This window comes from Micromonospora sediminicola (assembly GCF_900089585.1).
Lineage (GTDB): Bacteria > Actinomycetota > Actinomycetes > Mycobacteriales > Micromonosporaceae > Micromonospora > Micromonospora sediminicola.
The window spans coordinates 1,108,573-1,124,685 of sequence record NZ_FLRH01000003.1 but is presented as its reverse complement, the minus strand read 5'-3'; the positions used below and the strand labels follow the sequence as shown (position 1 = coordinate 1,124,685).

Below are 16,113 nucleotides of genomic sequence, written 5' to 3'. Positions count from 1 at the left end.
GGTAGAGCATGACTCGATACTGGGCCGGCGGTGGGCCGTCCGACTACACCATCGTCTCCGGAGCCGACGTCACCATCGGCTCCCTCGACGGCAAAGCGGCGGTAGTCGTCGGCGGCGTCGAGATCACCTGGTGGAACAGCGAAACCGGCGGCACGCAGTACACCGACCTGCTGGACAGCACCGGCAGCGCCCGCACGTCGGTGCTGTCCTCCGACACCTCCGACGGTCGGGCGCTGGGACAGATTCCCCGCGTGCAGTACCCCGACAACGTCACCGGGGCGTGGGCGTCGGCCGCCGGCGGGCGGCGGGTGTGGATGGCCGCCGACGTCGGCGACCAGGCCGTGGCCACCGCAGTCGACCTCGCCGCCCACAAGTCGCAGAACAACGGCCACGGCACGGGTGTGGCGAACCTCGTCGACGTGTCCGTGCCGCTGCCGGGCAGCCGCAACGTCGGTGATCTGCTCGGCGTGGTGACCGGCGGCGGGTTCGGGCTGATCCCACCGTCGGCGGCGGCCGGCGCGGTGCTGCTCAACCCGCCGGCCTCCGGCGGCAGCTACGTCGGCAACACCGCCCAGCCACCAGACCCGGCGCAGGGACAGAGCGGCAACCCGTGGCTGAAGCTCACCCAGCCCTACAGCGGCGCCGACGACAATCCCGACGCGGTGCAGTTCTTCTCCACCTCGTCCACCGGCCAGTCGATCAAGACCGGGTGGTTCAACGGCAACGGGGAGCTGCGCGCCGCGCCGTCGCTGCCCAACCGGGTGGCAGGGCGGGTCTTCGAGGCGTACGAGAACCGCGGAGGTCCCTCCACCGGCAGGTTCTTCGAGCTGTCCACCAACCCCTCGGTCGCGGCCAACAGGGAGGCGCTGCTCGGCGCGTACGGCACGGGGAACAGCACCAAGCCCGGCTGGGTCGAGGCCACCCGCGTCTTGTCCGGCCTGCAGGGTGTCCGCGCCGGAGGCTCCTACAACAGCCTGTCTGGCGTGAACTTCCGGGGGCAGAAGAGCGGGACCGGCGCGCCGACCACCGGCACCTGGGTCACCGGCGACGCCGTCGTCGACTCCGCCGGCGTGCTGTGGCTGTGCACCGCCGGCGGCACCCCCGGCACCTGGACCGGCAGCGCCGGCGGCGGAGGCGGCGGCAGCACCGTCAGCGTGATGCCGACCTGGACACAGGACACCGCCACGGTCGGCACCGGCACCTACCGGGTGCACAACCCGACCGGGTCGGCGCTGACGCTGCGGTCGGCGGTCGCGTCGATCGGCGGCACCGCACCCACCGGGTCGTCGCTGATCGTGCAGGTCCGCGTCGACGGCACCGCCGTGTTCACCAGCGGGAACCGGCCGACGATCACCGCCGGGAACCGGTACAGCGGGGTCGCGTCCACGTTCATCTCTGCGAACTGGCCGGCCGGGTCGTACCTGACCGTCGACGTCGACCAGGTCGGCTCCACCGCGGCGGGCACGAAGCTCACCGTTCAGGTCCTGGCGTACTGACATGGCGATCAGCAGAGTCGACGACCAGGAGAACGTGCCCAGCGGTTCGACCACGTCGAACCCGGTGCCTGCGCTGACCGGCGTGGTGGACGGCGACCAGCTGGTGCATCTGTTCGGCCTCCTGAGCGCCAGCGCCACGGTGACGGAGCCCGTGGCCGGGCTGACCGTGCGCGGTGACGCCACGTCCGGGACGAACCTGGGCGGCCGGATCCGCACCAAGACCGCCGCCTCGGAGCCCACCTCGTACACGTGGGGCATCTCCACGGGCGGGGCCGTGAAGAACGCGGCGTGGGCCGGCGCATACCGAGGCCTCGACGCGACCACCCCAGTGACGGCGGCGTCCATGGTCGCCGGCACCTCAGGCACCACGCAGACCACCCCGGCCGTGGACGTGCCCGAGGGCGGCTGGCTGGTCTACGGGGTCGTCACCCGGCACGCGCCGGGCGCCGCCGGCGTGGCCACCTGGTCGTCGTCGGCGGGCGGGGATACGAAGCGGGCGGACGCGGCCACGAACGCAGGTTCCGCCGACATCACCATGGCCGTGTGGGACTCCGGGGGGCCGATGGCTGCGGCGACGGGAGTCACCCGCACGCTGACCAGCTCGCTGTCCGAGGGCAACGCGGTGGTGTTCGCCCTCGCCCTCAAGCCCGCTTCCATTACCCCACCCGCCGCCGAGCCGGCCCCGGGCATCCCCATCTTCTGAGGGAGGCAGCATGACGCTGATCGGCTGGACTCCGGGCCCCCGCTCGGTGCGGGAGATGCTCGCCTTGTACCCGGGCACCGGCATAGGTCGGATCTTCGTCGAGGCGAACAAGGCGCTGCACGCCTGGGACGGTCCGGTGCTCGGGCCGCTCGTCGCGGCCGGAGTGCCGGCGGTCCACCTGTCGTACAAGACCAACCCGCCCGCCGACGTGCGCGCCTGGGCCGACCGGAAGCCAGCCGGGCTGCGGCTGTTCCTCACCGAGGACCACGAGCCCGAGCAGGGCCCCGAGTCCGGGGATCCGACCCTGGACGACTTCCACGCCCAGCAGGCCGCGCTGGTGGCGGCGTTCGACGGGCACCCGGCCCGCGCCGACATCTGGCTCGGGCCGGTGTTCACCCGCTACTGGTGGCAGAAGTTCGCCGGCGACGGCCGGTGGATGCCCCGCCAACTCGTCGACTTCATCGCCTGGGACATCTACAACGACGGCCCGAAGTACCGCACCGCGGAGGACCTGCTCAGCATCCCCCGTCAAGTCGCCGAGCAGCTCGGCGTGCCGTACCTGGTCGCCGAGCTAGGCGCGAAACGCCAGCCGTGGGACGTCGACGGCACCGGCCAGGCCGGGTGGGCCCAGGAGATGGTCGACGCCCTGCGCGCCGACGGCGCGCTGGCAGCGCAGTGGTTCCACAAGGGCGGCTGCGATCTCACCCTCGCCGGCTCCGAACCGGCACGGCAGACCTGGCAGGCCATCACTCTGGAGGAGGTACCGGTGGCCACCACCGCACCACAGACCCTGCTCGACGCCCGCCGGCTGCTGCTCGACCACCTCGGCGGCAACGGCCTGGAGCCGGCCGAGGTCGGCATCGTCGGCGACCCGGCACACCGCGGCGGCTACCACTGCGGCTCCGACCGCGTCGTCAGCGGCGACTACAGCGTGGTCGAGTCGCCCCGGGACCGCACCGGCCTCAGCTCGTACGCCTGCGCCCTCGACATCGGTACGTTCACCGTCACCATCGGCGGCCGCCGGCACGACCTGCAGACGTTCTCCACCTGGCTGGCCCGCGAGTGCGCGGCCGGCGCGACCGACACCCGGGACATCCGAGAGGTCATCTACTCGCCGGACGGATCGACGGTGCGCCGCTGGGACCGGCTCGGCAAGCGCGCCAGCGGCGACGACTCGCACCGGTGGCACACGCACATCAGCTACCACCGCGACGCGATCAAGGCCGGCCGCGACCAGACGGCGCTGTTCCGCCGCTACCTCACCACGATCGGACTCCTGGAGGACGAGATGGCCCAGTTCACCGACGCGCACGCCCGGCTGCTCGACCAGCTGGCCGCCGCGCTGCCCACCCTGCTCGCCCAGGTCGCCTACACCGACGGCAGGATGGAGGCCTTCGCCAACGGCCGGCCGGCCGTCCGCACCGACCTCAAAGGCGGCGGCCAGGCCATGTGGCCGGTGCAGCAGCTCACCGCGCTGCCCGCCCTGATCAAGGCCGAGAGCACCAGCCCACCCGAGCTGGCCACCGCCCTGGCTGCGCTGCCCCGGCCGGCCGGCGTCGACGTCGACCAGCTCGCCGCGGCGGTCGCCGAGCGGGTCCTCGCCGGTCTCCCGGCCGCCGACGGGCCGGTGTCCCGCGACGACCTGGAGGCCGCCCTGCGATCGGTCCTCGGGTCGCTCGACGGCGCCGGACCGCAGGCCTGACCGTGCCCGACATCCCCGCCGCCCTGCTCAGCTCCGGGGGCCCGGTCGGGGTGCTGCTCTTCGTCGTCGCCCTGGTCCTCACCGGCCGGCTCGTGCCGCGCACCGTGCACGAGGATCGGGTCCGCGACAAGGACGACCAGATCGCCCACCTGAGAGCCACCCTGGCGGTACGAGACGAGCAGGTGCGGGTACGTGACGAGCAGGTGCAGAAGCTGCTGCCCAACACCGACCTGACCGTGCAGCTGCTGCAAGGACTGGCTCGGGAGGCAGGCCGCCATGATCTGGAGACGTAAGCGCAAGCGGCCGTCGCCGGAGACGACCGAGGCCCGCGACCTGCTCGCGCGGGCGCGGGAGGACCTGGCGGCGGCCCGGGCCGACGACGACCAGGTCGACGCGGCGGCGCGGCGACTCGCGGAGCTGCGCCGCCGCAACCACTTCGGCCCGATGATCACCGACGCGCTGAGGGGGTCACGGTGAACGACCTCAACACGGTGCTCGCCGGAATCGGCGCAGCAGCGTGCTGGTACTTCGTGGTCGCGTTCTGGGTCACCACCGGCGGGGACTGGCGGCACAACCCCGGCGGCAGGCACGTCATGCAGTTCACCGCGAACCTGGGCCTGCTGATGACCCTGATCGTGCTGGCCCGGGTGTGGCCGCAGTACCCCGGCCGCGCGGCGGTCACCCTGGTGGCGTTCGCTGCTCTGGTCGCCCAGGTGGTGTGGCGGTGCGTGCTGCTTCACCGTGCCCAGCACGCACCGGCCGAACGCCGGTAGCTACCGGCTCCGGTGCTCGTGCCGGTGCTGCGTCACCCCGTCGCAGCCCGGCTGTCGGCAGCGCCACTGCCGGCCCCATCTCCCAGCAGCCCTCCACCAGGCACGCACCCCAAGTGGGGACGGTGTCGGTGTGCCCGTCCGGGCAGGGCTCGGGAGCTCCGCCAGCTCACCGGCTGGCGTCCGTACGTACCGCTGCACTCATCGACCGTACTCAGGAGGTACACCATGCGGGTTGCCCGCTACGCCAAGACCATCGTCGCCGCTACCGTAGCCGGCGGCGTCGCCCTGACCGTCGCGATGGGCGACGACGTCCTGACCGCCACCGAGGGGATCACCGTCGCCCTGGCGGTGCTCGGCGCGCTCGGCGTGTACGTCGTGCCGAACGCCAAGGACCCGCTCGACCGCTGAGCCGAGCTACACACGATCGCGCCCCCCGCCCTAATGGGCGGGGGGCGTTTTCGTGTCTGCGGACCAGATGTGCGCCCCAAGCCTGGCCGGCCCCGGTGATACTGGGCGGATGACCGGATGGACGCTGAACTCGCCCGAGCCCTACCGCCGCGCCAGCCTGGTCGACCGGATCCGGCTCGCCTTGGCCCGGCTCGCCCGGATCATCGCGAGGTCGTGAGCTTGCACTGCACGGTGCCGGCCGCCCGGTCCCGGGCCCGCTTCGTCCCGTCGGTGATCTCGCAGGACAGCGGATCGGTGCGGTGCCCCGTCGCGGTGATCGTGATGGTGATCCGCAGCCCCGACGTGTAGTCGAGCGTCTGCCGGTACGCGCCGCCGGCGACGGACTTGCGGGTGTAGTCGCCGCGGTCGTCGCCGACCTTCGCCGCCCGCACGACGACGGAGTACGGGCCGTCGCCGCTGGCGTTGATGACGGCGGTCATCTTCCGCTTCGCGTCGACCTGCCGGTCGGCCGGGTCGCGGTCGCTCTTCGTGCCCTCGCCGTCGCAGGCGAGGCCGCCGACGATGGCCAGGGCCAGCGCGGCGCCGCCCAGGATCCGGCGGGTTCGGTGAGACTGGAGCATGGTCAGACCTCCTGTGTCTGATCAAGGCCCCGGCCGGCGCTTGGCTCGCCGCGTCCGGGGCCGACTTGTGGGTGTGGTGGAGGGGGTCGGTCCGCAGCCGGGCAGCCGGCACGTGCAGGTGCCGCCGAACGGCAGCAGCTCGGCCGCGCCGGCGCACGCGTGCGTCTTGACGGTGATCCCCTCGGTGCAGCCCATGCAGATCGCGCCGGGCTGAGCCCGGCCCGGCCCGGTCACCGGGTGAGGGCGCGGGTCCAGGCCACGAACTGGCTGTAGAGCAGCCGCGGCGGGAAGGCGGGCAGTTCGACGAGAGCTGCCGCGTACAGCTTGCCCATGTAGATCGTCAGGCCGGACCGGTCACCGCGGTACGCCTCGGCGAGCTGCACTTGCCCGGCCGCGCACGGCCACGGCTCGTAGCAGGCGCGGCATTCCCAGGATGGCCGGTGCGGCTGGTGGTCGACGCCGCTCATCCGCTCATCGAGGGCGTCGAGAGCCCGAGCGGCGTGCCCCGGACGGGGGGTCACCGGTCGCGCCGTTCGTACCGGTACTCGGCTTGGCGCTGCCGGCCGAGTTCGAGCACCCGCTGCCGGGCGCTGTCGTGCTCGTTGCGCTGGATCCGCTGCCCTCGGTCCGAGATCGCCGGGTCGGGCCGACTGGTCAGCCGGCGGAGCAGGGATCGGATGGACGCCACGCTGATCGCCTCCGTCAGTCCGGGGGCGCGGGTACATGCTCCACGGGGGCAGAGCACGTACCCGCGTCCGGCTCAGGGCGGCAGGGCGAACAGCTCGTCGTACGCCGCGCGACTCTCCACCGCCACCAGCAGAGATGACGGTAGGTAAAGACGCGCTTCGCTATGGGTACGCGGCGTACCCGGTGACTCGGTGTACCTCTACACAGGAGGGCTGGAGATGCGGTGGGCCAGCTCGGACGCCTCCGCGCGGATCGCCGCCGGCGCCTCCCGGGCCAGCCGGCCGGCCATGTCCTGCGCCGCTGGCGAGAACCGCACCGTCTCCGGTGACGTCGCCTCCGCGCGGGTGAGCAGGTGCAGCGTTGCCTCCCGGGCGCCTTCCAGGTCGGCGGAGCGGGCCAGCTCGACGTAGTGCCGGCCGCGCCGCTCGGTCGACGGGATCGACTGCGGGTCGAGGGAGTGCGCGCGGCGCTGCGCTTCGTCGGGGTCGCCCAGGTCGACGGCGCACATCACCGCGTACACCTCGACCAGCGGACGGGATACGCGGGTCCGCAGCCCCACGTACCCGTCCGGGAGCGCCCGGTCGACGACCTGCCGGGCGGTGTCCCAGTCCGCCCAAGCCCCCTGGTCGCCGGTGCGAGCCCGGGTCAGCGCCGTGCACAGGTGTAGGTCGGCGAGCATCTCCGCGTACTCCACGCCCCCGTCGGCTACCCGAGGCTCGATCAGGGCGCGGGCCTCACGTAGCCGGTCGAGGGCTTCGTCGCCGCGGCCGACAGCGCGCAGGATGTGCGCGGCGTACCAGATGCTCCCGGCGATCGCGAGGGGGTCGTCGGCGTCGAGGGCGGCGGCCATGCCTCGGTCGACGGTGAGCCAGCACAGTTCCCGGTCGCCGTGCCAGGCCAGGTATGCCTGGGCGAGGTGGTAGGCCTGGGCGAGCAGCGCCAGCGCGGTGCGCCGGTCGGCGCCGGTGTGCAGGCGGGCGGCGCGCTGGGTGGCGTCGAGGAGGCCGGGCAGCACGAGGCCGGCCTCGGTGCGCTGGTTGCGGCTGGTGTGCCAGGTCTGCCAGGCGGAGTCGACAGCGCCACGAAGGTAGTCGGTGCTCTCGGGCTGGCCGTCGATGGTGATGTGCCAGGCGGTCAACGCGCGTCGGACGTCGTCGACGGCGGGATGGGTGGCCCGGCCGTCGAGGGACAGGGTGACGGAGGGCCCGAACAGGTCGCCGAGGTCGTGGACGCCGAGGTGCGGGGCGATGCGCTGGGCGACGTTCAGGGTGAGGGATCGGCGGCCGTTCTCGACGAACTTGATGGTCGACGCGCCCAGGCCCGTAAGGCCGGCGAGGCGCTCGCGGGACAGGCCGACGCCGCGGCGGAGTTTCTCGACGCGTTGGCCGGGGGTGAGTGCGGGCTGATCGACCATCGGACACCTCCACGCCAGGGGGTTACATCGTGTACCCCCTCTCACCGTACGCGCTGCCGACAAGCCAGCTCGTCCGCACGTGCCCACGTGTCGACGTGAGGCGGACGCGCCATAGCGTCTCCGTCCATGATCGACCCCGCGTCGGGCGTGCCGGCCTGGCGGCAGCTCGCCGACGATCTACGTCGTCGGGTTGCCGCGGGCGAGTGGTCTCCGGGCGCGCGGTTGCCGTCGGAGTCGCGCTTGATGCAGGAGACGGGGCTGGGTCGGACAACGGTTCGCCGGGCGATCGCCGCGCTGCGCGCCCAGGGCGTGGTCGAGGTTCAGCATGGTTGGGGCACGCGTGTGCCGCAGGCGCGTGAGGTGGAGCGGATCGTCGCCGAGCCGGGGTCGGTGGTGACGACGCGTATGCCGACTCCGGCCGAGCGGGCGACTTTTGACGTTCCCGACGGCGTGCCCATGCTGGTCGTGATCGGGCCAGACGGGATCGCCGATGCATACCCGGGCGACCGAGCGCAGGTCGACATTCTCTGACCTGCAACTTGCAGCGGAAGATGGTAACCGTGGGTTAACACCATCTGTCACGCCTGTAACGAGCTACCTTCACATGGCGCAAGATCAGACGAGTGCGGGTTGCTCGGGTCTCGTGAGCGGGATAGATCAATCCAATGCGTCGCGGCATGGGGGGGATCCTGCTGGCGCTGGGTGCGACGGCGGTCCTCTGCTCGGCGTCGCAGGACCCAGCGTCCGCTGACCCTGAGCTGCCGTTGCCTCCGGTCCCGCTGCCGTCGTTGCCGTTGCCCTCGCTGCCCTCGCTGCCCTCGCTGCCCCTGCCGAGCCTGCCGGTGCCGCCGCTGCCCTTGCCGCAGCCGCTACCGTCACTGCTTCCCGACGTGCCAGGCCTGCCGGACATCGACGGCGATGGCGACGGCTCGGCCGCCGCGCCGTCGACTCGACCTCCCGCGCCGAAGCCCTCGCTGACTGCATCGCGCTCGCCGCGCCCCGCCGCCTCTCCGAGCCCGACTTCGAGCCTGGCGGACCGCGCGGCCACGCGCCCACCGTCGCGGCCGACCGAGGCGGCGCCACGGTGGCGGCCTCGCGATCGCCCGCCACCGCCCGCTGCGCCGCCGCACTCGGCGTCAGCTGGCCCTCTGGCGCCGGCGGCGCCGCCTGATCGGTGGGATCTGGCACTGGCCGCGACCCGGGCGACACCGGGCGCCTCCGGCGGATCCGACGTCGGACCGGGTGCGATGCTCGGTGGTTCGCAGATGCAACCGCCTCGCCTGGGCGCCGTGGTGCGGGCGCTGGACAACCGGCCTGCTGGTCGTCCCGTGGAACGCGGCCCTCCCCCACCAAAAGTCCTCCCTGATCAAGACCGCCAGCGAAGCGCTTGACCAGGGAGGACCTTGAGATGACCAATGCGTTGATCTACGTGACAGCAGGCAACGTAAACCGTTACACCGATCGATGTGCAGAGTACTGCAACCGGCTGGGTTTGCGTCTAGCGGCCGTCGTCGTCGACGAGCTGGACGGGGGCCGGTGGCCGGAGGTGGTGCAGCTGCTCATGGACGGCCGCGTCCAGGTCGTCGTGGTCGCCGACCGCGACGAGCTGCCGGAGGAGCGGACGCCTCGGATCGATGTGGTGGCTGAGCAGCGGCGTCGGATGGTGCCGGGCCAGCGCTCGGCGTGTCGTCCGCGTCTGATCCGCTGAACGGCAACACGGTGACCGCCTCCCGGAGACGGGAGGCGGTCACTGCCGTGTACCGCTGGGTCGTCATCACGGAGGCGTGGCCGAGCAGCTCCTGAACCACGCGGATGTCCCCGTACCGCTGGTTGATCGTCGACGCGAAGTAGTGCCGCAGCGGGTAGAGCTTCGTGGGGATCCCGGCGGCGGCGAGGTAGTGGGCGGTCTGGGTGGATACCCAGTCCCCGGTCGGCGGCCGTCCCGACGGGCGCCGCACTATGTGCCCCGGCGGCAGCGGCGCGATCAGCTCCCAGATCAGCGGGTGGGTGGGCACGGCGCGGGCCTTGTCGCCCTTGCCCCACAGGTGCATCACCTCGGCGGTGACGTCCTCGCGGCGCAGGGCGGCGATCTCGCAGGCGCGCAGCCCGCCGAGGGCGGCGAGCCGGCAGTTGATCCGCCACGGGTCGGCGGTGTCGTAGATCGCGGCGCGGACCAGCTCGTCGCCGGCGGGACGCGGGACGCCGGGATTCACCTTCGGTGCGCGCAGGTCGGCGGACGGGTCGAACGTCATCCAGGGATCCTTCGGGTTGGTGGCCCAGCGATAGAACCGGACCAGGTGCTTGTGGTAGGCGCACTTCGTTGCGCGGACCCATTCGGGGTTGTCGAGCCAGGCGGCCAGCTCGGTGCCGATCGCGGCGTGTAGGCCCTCGGGTAGCTCCGTGTGGGCCTTGCGGAGAACCCGGCGGGACGCGCGGACGGACTTCTCGGCGTAGCCGCCGGCGCGCATCCAGGTGAGGTGGGCGTCGATCATCTGCTCTGGGGTAGCCACGTACTCGACGGTGCCCGAGGTCGTGGTCATCGCCTATGCCCTGACCAGGCGGGGAAGTACGGCGGGGCGGCGGGTGTCGGGTTTCGGGGTCCCCCCGGCGGGGGAGGTTGCGGCCTTGGGTCGCCTTTTCGGCTGAGGTGCGCGGGTGGGGGCGGTCCGTACGGTCGGCTCCGGGGTGGGCCGTTCGGCGGCTCCCCGATAACGTGTGGTGACAGTGGCGATAAGTTACAGCGGCGGGCCAATTCCGCGACGGGTTCACGAACCCGGACCGGTTCGGGTGATACGTGCCGGCTCGTACGCAGATACTCGGAGGTTCCCATGACCGCAGTGGGGAACGGTGCACAGACCGCCGGCCGGCCCACCCGCCTGCCCCGCTCGGCGCGCCGCAAGCAGCTGCTCGCCGCTGCTCAGGAGGTGTTCGTCGCGCAGGGCTACCACGCCGCCGCGATGGACGACATCGCCGAGCGGGCCGGTGTCTCCAAGCCCGTTCTCTACCAGCACTTCCCCGGGAAGATGGAGCTCTACCTGGCGCTGCTGGACACGCACTGTGACGCCATCGTCGCGAAGGTGCACGACGCGATGCGCGGCACCAACGACAACAAGGAGCGCGTCGGCGCGGCGGTGCGGGCCTACTTCGACTTCGTCGACCACGAGAGCGAGGCGTTCCGGCTCGTCTTCGAGTCCGACCTGCGCAACGACCCGGCCGTGCGGCAGCGGGTGGAGCGGGTCGAGCAGGGCTGCATCGCGGCGATCACCGACACCATCATCTCGGACACCGGGGTCAGCCGGTTCCACGCCGAGCTGCTGGCGTCCGGTCTGGTCGGCGCGGCCGAGACGGCCGCCCAGTTCTGGCTGGCGGGCGGCCGCCAGGTGCCCAAGGCGGAGGCCGAGGCGCTGGTCGCGGCGCTGTCCTGGCGTGGCATCGCCAGCTTCCCGCTGCAAGGTGAGTCAGCCTGAACATCGGGCCGCCGGATCGGATAGCCTTCCCACGGTGGCTTTTTCGCCCCAGTTGAGGAGGCACAGTGGAGGTCAAGATCGGCGTGCAGTACGCGCCGCGGGAGCTGGTCCTGGAGAGCGCGCAGTCGCCGGCCGAGATCGAGCAGATCGTGACCGACGCCTTCGCCAAGAGTGAGGGCACGCTCTCCCTGACCGACGAGAAGGGCCGGCGGGTCATCGTGCCGGTCGGCAAGGTCGCCTACGTCGAGATCGCGGAGGCCTCGCCCCGCGCGGTCGGGTTCACCGTCCGCTGATCCCCGGCGCACCGGTCGCCGTGGCGGGGGCGCCCGCCGCGGCGACTCAGTTGTTCAGCCCGGCGGCCACCATCCGCGCGGTGTGCGCCTCGGTGAGCCGCCGCAGCAGCGTCGACACGTCCCCACCGTCCCGCCCGATCAGCGCGGCGAGCGCCCCCCGGTCGTCGGCGGCGGCGACCCGCCGGGCCTGGGACAGCGCCTCGCCGAGCAGCCGCCGGGCCCAGATCGAGAGCCGTCCGGCCATCCGCGGGTCGGCCTCGATCGCGGCGCGGATCTCGACCGCGGCGAACTCGGCGTACCGCGAGTCGTGCAGCACGTCGAGGAGCAGCGCCCGGTCCGGCCCGTCCAGACCGCCGGCGATCTCGCGCAGGAAGTCGTCGGTGATCGCGTCCCCCACGTACGCCTTGGTCACCGCCTCCGGCCAGTCCCGCGGCTCGGTCGAGTCGTGGTAGGCCCGCAGCGCGTCGACGTAGGGGGCCATCGCCGCCTCCGGGGTCGCACCCAGCGCGCCGAGCCGGTCGGCGAGCCAGCGGTAGTGCGCGATCTCGGCCGCGGCCATCTCGCTGAGCGCGGCCCGGCGGCGCAGGTCGGGGGCGAGGCGGGCGTCGGCGGCGAGGCGGTCGAAGGCGAGCAGCTCGCCGTACGCCACGAGGCCGAACAGGTCGGTGACGGCGGGGTCGGGGGCGGACACGAGCGCAGGCTACCCCGTCAGCCCCTGTGACCCAAGTCACAGCGATTGCCCCCGCGCGCGGGGCCGCCACCTGGAATCGGGACGGCTCAGGGGCCGTTCAGGTAGGATGAGACAGTTGCCGTGGGCACCGACCTGGTCAGCGTGGTTGATGAGCATTCCGTCAGCTCCGCCGGTCAGCACCGGTCCCCGGAGCGCGTGCGGCCCGGTCCGGCTCGGCGAAACCGCCCCCGACCGCGTGGCCCGCGCCACACCGATCGCGCCCTGAGGACATGAGGGGCGCACCACGAGAGGGCACCCCCACATCCAGATGAGTGAGCAGATCTCCGGCCAGCCACTGGCCCCCACCGCTCCGGTCCGACCGGAGGCACCCACGTTCGCCGCGCTCGGCGCCCGACAGGAGACCGTCGAGGCGCTGGAGGCCGCCGGCATCACCCGCGCCTTCGCCATCCAGGAATACGCGCTGCCGATCGGGCTGCGCGGCGTCGACCTGATCGGGCAGGCGCCGACCGGCACCGGCAAGACGCTCGGCTTCGGCATCCCGCTGCTCGAGCGCGTGTTCGCCCCGTCCGAGGGGAGCGACGGCGTGCCGCAGGCACTGGTCGTCGTCCCCACCCGCGAGCTGGGCATCCAGGTCGCCAAGGACCTCGACGCCGCCGGTCGCACCCGGGGCGTCCGGGTGCTGCCGATCTACGGCGGCGTGGCCTACGAGCCGCAGATCGAGGCGCTGCGCAAGGGCGTCGAGATCCTGGTCGGCACGCCCGGTCGCCTGCTGGACCTGCAGAAGCAGAAGCACCTGCGGCTCGACCGGGTCCGCGCGCTCGTCCTCGACGAGGCCGACCGGATGCTCGACCTGGGCTTCCTCGACGACGTCGAGAAGATCCTGGCCATGCTGCCGGAGGACCGGCAGACCATGCTCTTCTCGGCCACCATGCCGGACCCGATCGTCGCGCTGTCGCGGCGCTTCCTGCGCCGCCCGGTGACCATCCACGCCGGGCACACCGCCGAGACCGGTCCGTCGCCGCAGACCCAGCAGCTCGCGTATCGCACCCACTCGCTCAACAAGGTCGAGATCGTGGCGCGGATCCTCCAGGCCGAGGGGCGCGGGCTGACCATGATCTTCACCCGCACCAAGCGGGCCGCCGACCGCGTCGCCGAGGACCTCGACTTCCGCGGCTTCGCCGTGGCCGCCGTGCACGGCGACCTCGGCCAGGGCGCCCGGGAGCGGGCGCTGCGGGCGTTCCGCGCCGGCAAGATCGACACGCTGGTCGCCACCGACGTGGCGGCCCGGGGCATCGACGTCACCGGCGTCACGCACGTGATCAACTACGACTGCCCCGAGGACCAGGACACCTACACCCACCGGATCGGCCGCACCGGCCGGGCCGGGGCCACCGGTGTCGCGGTGACGTTCGTCGACTGGGACGACGTGCCCCGCTGGCGGATCATCGACAAGACCCTCGGGCTCGACATGCCCGAGCCGCCGGAGACCTACCACACCTCCCCGCACCTCTACACCGACCTGGACATCCCCACCGACATCAGCGGCACCCTGCCGACCGCCGAGCGCACCCGCGCCGGGCTGTCCGCCGAGGTCGAGGAGGACCTGGGCGGCGGTCGGTCGCGGCGGGGCGCCCGACGCGGCGAGGGCGGCCGGGGCGAGGGTCGCGGTGACAGCCGGGGCCGGGAGCGCAGGCGGGGTCGCGGCGACGAGCCCGTCGGCACCCCCGCCGAGAGCGGCGCCACCGACACCGGCGCCGACGAGGGCGCCCGTACCCCGCGCCGGCGGCGTCGCCGCCGGGCCGGCGAGACGGTGGCCGGCGAGCCGGCCACGGTGATCGGCGCCGAGAGCACCGGCGAGACCACCCCGGCGGCATCCGCCGAGGGTGAGACCGCCACCAAGCCACGCCGTCGCCGGCGTCGCCGTGGCGGAGGTGGCACCGGCGCACCCGCCGAGGCCACCGTCACCACCACCGACTGACCAGCACAGACACGACCGGCCCCCGGATCCGCTCCGGGGGCCGCTCCCTGTCCCCACCCCGGCGCCGGCCTGCTTCGCCGGCACGGTGATCTCACCGTCGACCTCGTGATCGACCGTGGGAGCGAGAGGACGCGGGGAGGGCGGAAGGACGAAGGAGTAGCGATGCCGGAAGCGTTGGACTCGGCACTGGGCGAGGTGCGGGCGCTGCTGCTGGGCCCCGGGCTGACCCGGGCGGTCGCCGCCGGGCGTCGACGCGGGCAGCGCCCCTCGGTGGTCCGCGCCGAGCTGCGCCCGGTCACCCTCAAGGCCGGTCCCCGGTTGCAGATCGCCACCTCCGACGGGGCGCGGCCGCACACCCGCAACGTGGCCCCCGGCGCGGAGGCCGACGCGGCCGTCGACGAACTGCTCGCCGAGCCGTTCGGCAACTGGCACGTGGAGACCGCCGACGCCACGCTCCAACTTCGGGTCACCAAGTCCGGCGAGGCGCAGGTGCACCGGGCCGCGGCCAGCCGACCGGCCGGTGCGGCGGAGGGACACGACCGGGCCAAGGACTGGCTGCTCGACCCGGGTGACCCGCTGTTCGCCGAGATCGGTGGTTCGGCGGCCAAGCGTCGCCAGGTCGACGCGTTCCTCCGGGCGCTGGCGGCCACCCTGCCGGACGACCTCACCGGCCCGCTGCGCGTGGTGGACCTGGGATGCGGCAACGCCTACCTGACCTTCGCCGCCCACCGCTACCTGACCGGGCGCGGACTGGACGTGACGCTCGTCGGGGTGGACGTCCGTGAGGACCAGCGCCGCCGCAACACCGAGCTGGCCGAGCGGCTGGGCTGGGCCGACCGGGTGAGCTTCGTGGCCGGCACCATCGCCGAGGCGGCCGTCGACCCCGCCCCCGACCTGGTGCTGGCGTTGCACGCCTGCGACACCGCCACCGACGAGGCGCTGGCCCGGGCGGTGCGCTGGGGCGCCCGCTGGGTGCTAGCCGCGCCCTGCTGCCACCACGACCTCGCCGCCCAGCTGCGGTCCCGGCCAGCGCCTGCGCCGTACGAGCTGCTCACCCGGCAGGGCATCCTGCGCGAACGCTTCGCCGACGTGCTCACCGACGCGGTACGGGCCGGGCTGCTCCGGCTGCACGGCTACCGCGCGGAGGTGGTGGAGTTCGTCGACTCCCAGCACACGCCTCGCAACCTGCTCATCCGGGCCCGGCGCACGGCGGGCGCGCCGACCGGGAGCCAGCGGGCCGAGTATCGCGAGCTGGTCGACCAGTGGGGCGTCACGCCCCGGCTGGAGACGCTGCTCGACGGGGCGGACCGGCCCTAACGGCGGCGCTCGCCCCGGTTGCGGTCGCCCCGGTCCAGCATCGACACCCGGTCGCCCGGACCCCGGTTGGTGACCCGCTCGCCGTCCTGCGGCGGGCTGGGGAACGGCACCACCTTCGCCGGCTGGTCGGCGTTGCCGGCGGCGGCGAAGGCGTTCCAGGAGATGTCGACCAGCAGCCGCTTGACCTCGGCGTGCCGGAGGGCGGCGTTGCGCTGCAGCGCCATCCGGGCACCCAGCACGACCCCGACCAGCGTCGTGCAGATCGCGCCGGTCGCGGCGATCAGGTGCACGCCCGTCGCCGGGTCACCCTGCACGGCCAGCACCAGCAGCCAGACCCAGAAACCGAGCGCGAACACGCCGGCCTTGGCCACGAAGAAGAGGCTCACGGCGCCGGGACGGTGCGGGACGGGGCGGTCCGGCTCGGTCATGCTGCTCCTCGTCGTGTCGCTGCCGGGGATCGGTCCAGCTTAGTTGACACCTCGCAACCGTCACGCCCTCGTCAGTCCCGCCGGCGGGACCTTTCGACCGATCAGTCAGTTACTTCCTCGCGCGGGCGTACTAGGC

At 73.0% G+C, this 16,113-nt stretch carries 19 protein-coding genes; 12 read left to right on the top strand and 7 right to left on the bottom strand.

Annotation, left to right across the window (positions count from 1 at the left end):
* The first annotated feature begins 8 nt into the window (after nt 1–8).
* From GA0070622_RS05800 to GA0070622_RS05770, 7 genes are all read left to right on the top strand, one after another.
* The gene (locus GA0070622_RS05800; protein ID WP_091569669.1) at nt 9–1,496 is read left to right on the top strand and encodes a hypothetical protein; all 1,488 of its coding nucleotides are present in this window, start codon (nt 9–11) and stop codon (nt 1,494–1,496) included.
* Between the two features lies 1 nt (nt 1,497).
* Nucleotides 1,498–2,199, top strand: coding sequence for a hypothetical protein (locus GA0070622_RS05795; RefSeq protein ID WP_091569664.1), 702 nt, complete (start codon nt 1,498–1,500; stop codon nt 2,197–2,199).
* Between the two features lie 10 nt (nt 2,200–2,209).
* Nucleotides 2,210–3,901: a hypothetical protein gene (locus GA0070622_RS32420; RefSeq protein WP_176710424.1), complete on the top strand. Its 1,692-nt coding sequence runs from the start codon at nt 2,210–2,212 to the stop codon at nt 3,899–3,901.
* A 2-nt stretch (nt 3,902–3,903) separates the two neighbouring features.
* A complete protein-coding gene (locus GA0070622_RS05785) occupies nt 3,904–4,194 on the top strand; it encodes a hypothetical protein (RefSeq protein WP_091569659.1) in 291 nt (96 codons plus the stop codon).
* The gene (locus GA0070622_RS32415) at nt 4,178–4,378 is read left to right on the top strand and encodes a DUF7620 family protein (protein ID WP_091569654.1); all 201 of its coding nucleotides are present in this window, start codon (nt 4,178–4,180) and stop codon (nt 4,376–4,378) included. The genes GA0070622_RS05785 and GA0070622_RS32415 overlap by 17 nt, the downstream gene beginning before the upstream one ends.
* Nucleotides 4,375–4,674 carry a putative phage holin gene (locus GA0070622_RS05775; RefSeq protein ID WP_091569650.1) on the top strand — a complete coding sequence of 100 codons (300 nt, stop codon included), beginning with the start codon at nt 4,375–4,377 and terminating at the stop codon, nt 4,672–4,674. Before GA0070622_RS32415 ends, GA0070622_RS05775 begins: the two co-directional genes overlap by 4 nt.
* A gap of 225 nt (nt 4,675–4,899) precedes the next feature.
* A complete protein-coding gene (locus tag GA0070622_RS05770) occupies nt 4,900–5,082 on the top strand; it encodes a hypothetical protein (RefSeq protein ID WP_091569645.1) in 183 nt (60 codons plus the stop codon).
* A gap of 200 nt (nt 5,083–5,282) precedes the next feature.
* On the opposite strand, the gene GA0070622_RS05765 is transcribed toward GA0070622_RS05770, so the two are convergent.
* From GA0070622_RS05765 to GA0070622_RS05755, 4 genes are all read right to left on the bottom strand, one after another.
* Nucleotides 5,283–5,702 carry a hypothetical protein gene (locus GA0070622_RS05765; protein ID WP_091569640.1) on the bottom strand — a complete coding sequence of 140 codons (420 nt, stop codon included), beginning with the start codon at nt 5,700–5,702 and terminating at the stop codon, nt 5,283–5,285.
* Nucleotides 5,703–5,932: 230 nt separating this feature from the next.
* Nucleotides 5,933–6,223: a hypothetical protein gene (locus GA0070622_RS05760; RefSeq protein ID WP_141684526.1), complete on the bottom strand. Its 291-nt coding sequence runs from the start codon at nt 6,221–6,223 to the stop codon at nt 5,933–5,935.
* Nucleotides 6,220–6,390 (bottom strand): hypothetical protein, encoded by a 171-nt coding sequence (locus GA0070622_RS32410; RefSeq protein WP_176710423.1) that lies wholly within the window; start codon nt 6,388–6,390, stop codon nt 6,220–6,222. The genes GA0070622_RS05760 and GA0070622_RS32410 overlap by 4 nt, the downstream gene beginning before the upstream one ends.
* Before the next feature lie 198 nt (nt 6,391–6,588).
* A complete protein-coding gene (locus tag GA0070622_RS05755; protein ID WP_091569630.1) occupies nt 6,589–7,803 on the bottom strand; it encodes a helix-turn-helix domain-containing protein in 1,215 nt (404 codons plus the stop codon).
* 126 nt (nt 7,804–7,929) lie between these two features.
* Between GA0070622_RS05755 and GA0070622_RS05750 the strand changes: the two genes are divergently transcribed.
* Entirely contained in the window at nt 7,930–8,334 is a 405-nt protein-coding gene (locus tag GA0070622_RS05750; RefSeq protein WP_091569625.1) for a GntR family transcriptional regulator, read from the top strand.
* 1,028 nt (nt 8,335–9,362) lie between these two features.
* Here GA0070622_RS05750 and GA0070622_RS05745 read toward each other — a convergent pair.
* The gene (locus GA0070622_RS05745) at nt 9,363–10,343 is read right to left on the bottom strand and encodes a tyrosine-type recombinase/integrase (protein WP_091569621.1); all 981 of its coding nucleotides are present in this window, start codon (nt 10,341–10,343) and stop codon (nt 9,363–9,365) included.
* Nucleotides 10,344–10,631: 288 nt separating this feature from the next.
* On the opposite strand from GA0070622_RS05745, the gene GA0070622_RS05740 reads away from it, so the two are divergent.
* Together GA0070622_RS05740 and GA0070622_RS05735 are read left to right on the top strand one after the other, a co-directional pair.
* A complete protein-coding gene (locus GA0070622_RS05740) occupies nt 10,632–11,270 on the top strand; it encodes a TetR/AcrR family transcriptional regulator (RefSeq protein ID WP_091569618.1) in 639 nt (212 codons plus the stop codon).
* A gap of 65 nt (nt 11,271–11,335) precedes the next feature.
* A complete protein-coding gene (locus GA0070622_RS05735) occupies nt 11,336–11,563 on the top strand; it encodes a DUF3107 domain-containing protein (protein WP_013288692.1) in 228 nt (75 codons plus the stop codon).
* Nucleotides 11,564–11,609: 46 nt separating this feature from the next.
* Here the strand turns inward: GA0070622_RS05735 and GA0070622_RS05730 are convergent, their stop codons facing one another.
* Nucleotides 11,610–12,254 carry a ferritin-like fold-containing protein gene (locus tag GA0070622_RS05730; RefSeq protein ID WP_091569614.1) on the bottom strand — a complete coding sequence of 215 codons (645 nt, stop codon included), beginning with the start codon at nt 12,252–12,254 and terminating at the stop codon, nt 11,610–11,612.
* 307 nt (nt 12,255–12,561) lie between these two features.
* Between GA0070622_RS05730 and GA0070622_RS05725 the strand changes: the two genes are divergently transcribed.
* The gene (locus tag GA0070622_RS05725) at nt 12,562–14,232 is read left to right on the top strand and encodes a DEAD/DEAH box helicase (protein ID WP_091569609.1); all 1,671 of its coding nucleotides are present in this window, start codon (nt 12,562–12,564) and stop codon (nt 14,230–14,232) included.
* A 162-nt stretch (nt 14,233–14,394) separates the two neighbouring features.
* Entirely contained in the window at nt 14,395–15,549 is a 1,155-nt protein-coding gene (locus GA0070622_RS05720) for a class I SAM-dependent methyltransferase (protein ID WP_091569605.1), read from the top strand.
* Here the strand turns inward: GA0070622_RS05720 and GA0070622_RS05715 are convergent.
* Nucleotides 15,546–15,977 (bottom strand): hypothetical protein, encoded by a 432-nt coding sequence (locus GA0070622_RS05715; RefSeq protein WP_091569602.1) that lies wholly within the window; start codon nt 15,975–15,977, stop codon nt 15,546–15,548. The genes GA0070622_RS05720 and GA0070622_RS05715 overlap by 4 nt on opposite strands.
* Nucleotides 15,978–16,113: the final 136 nt, after the last annotated feature.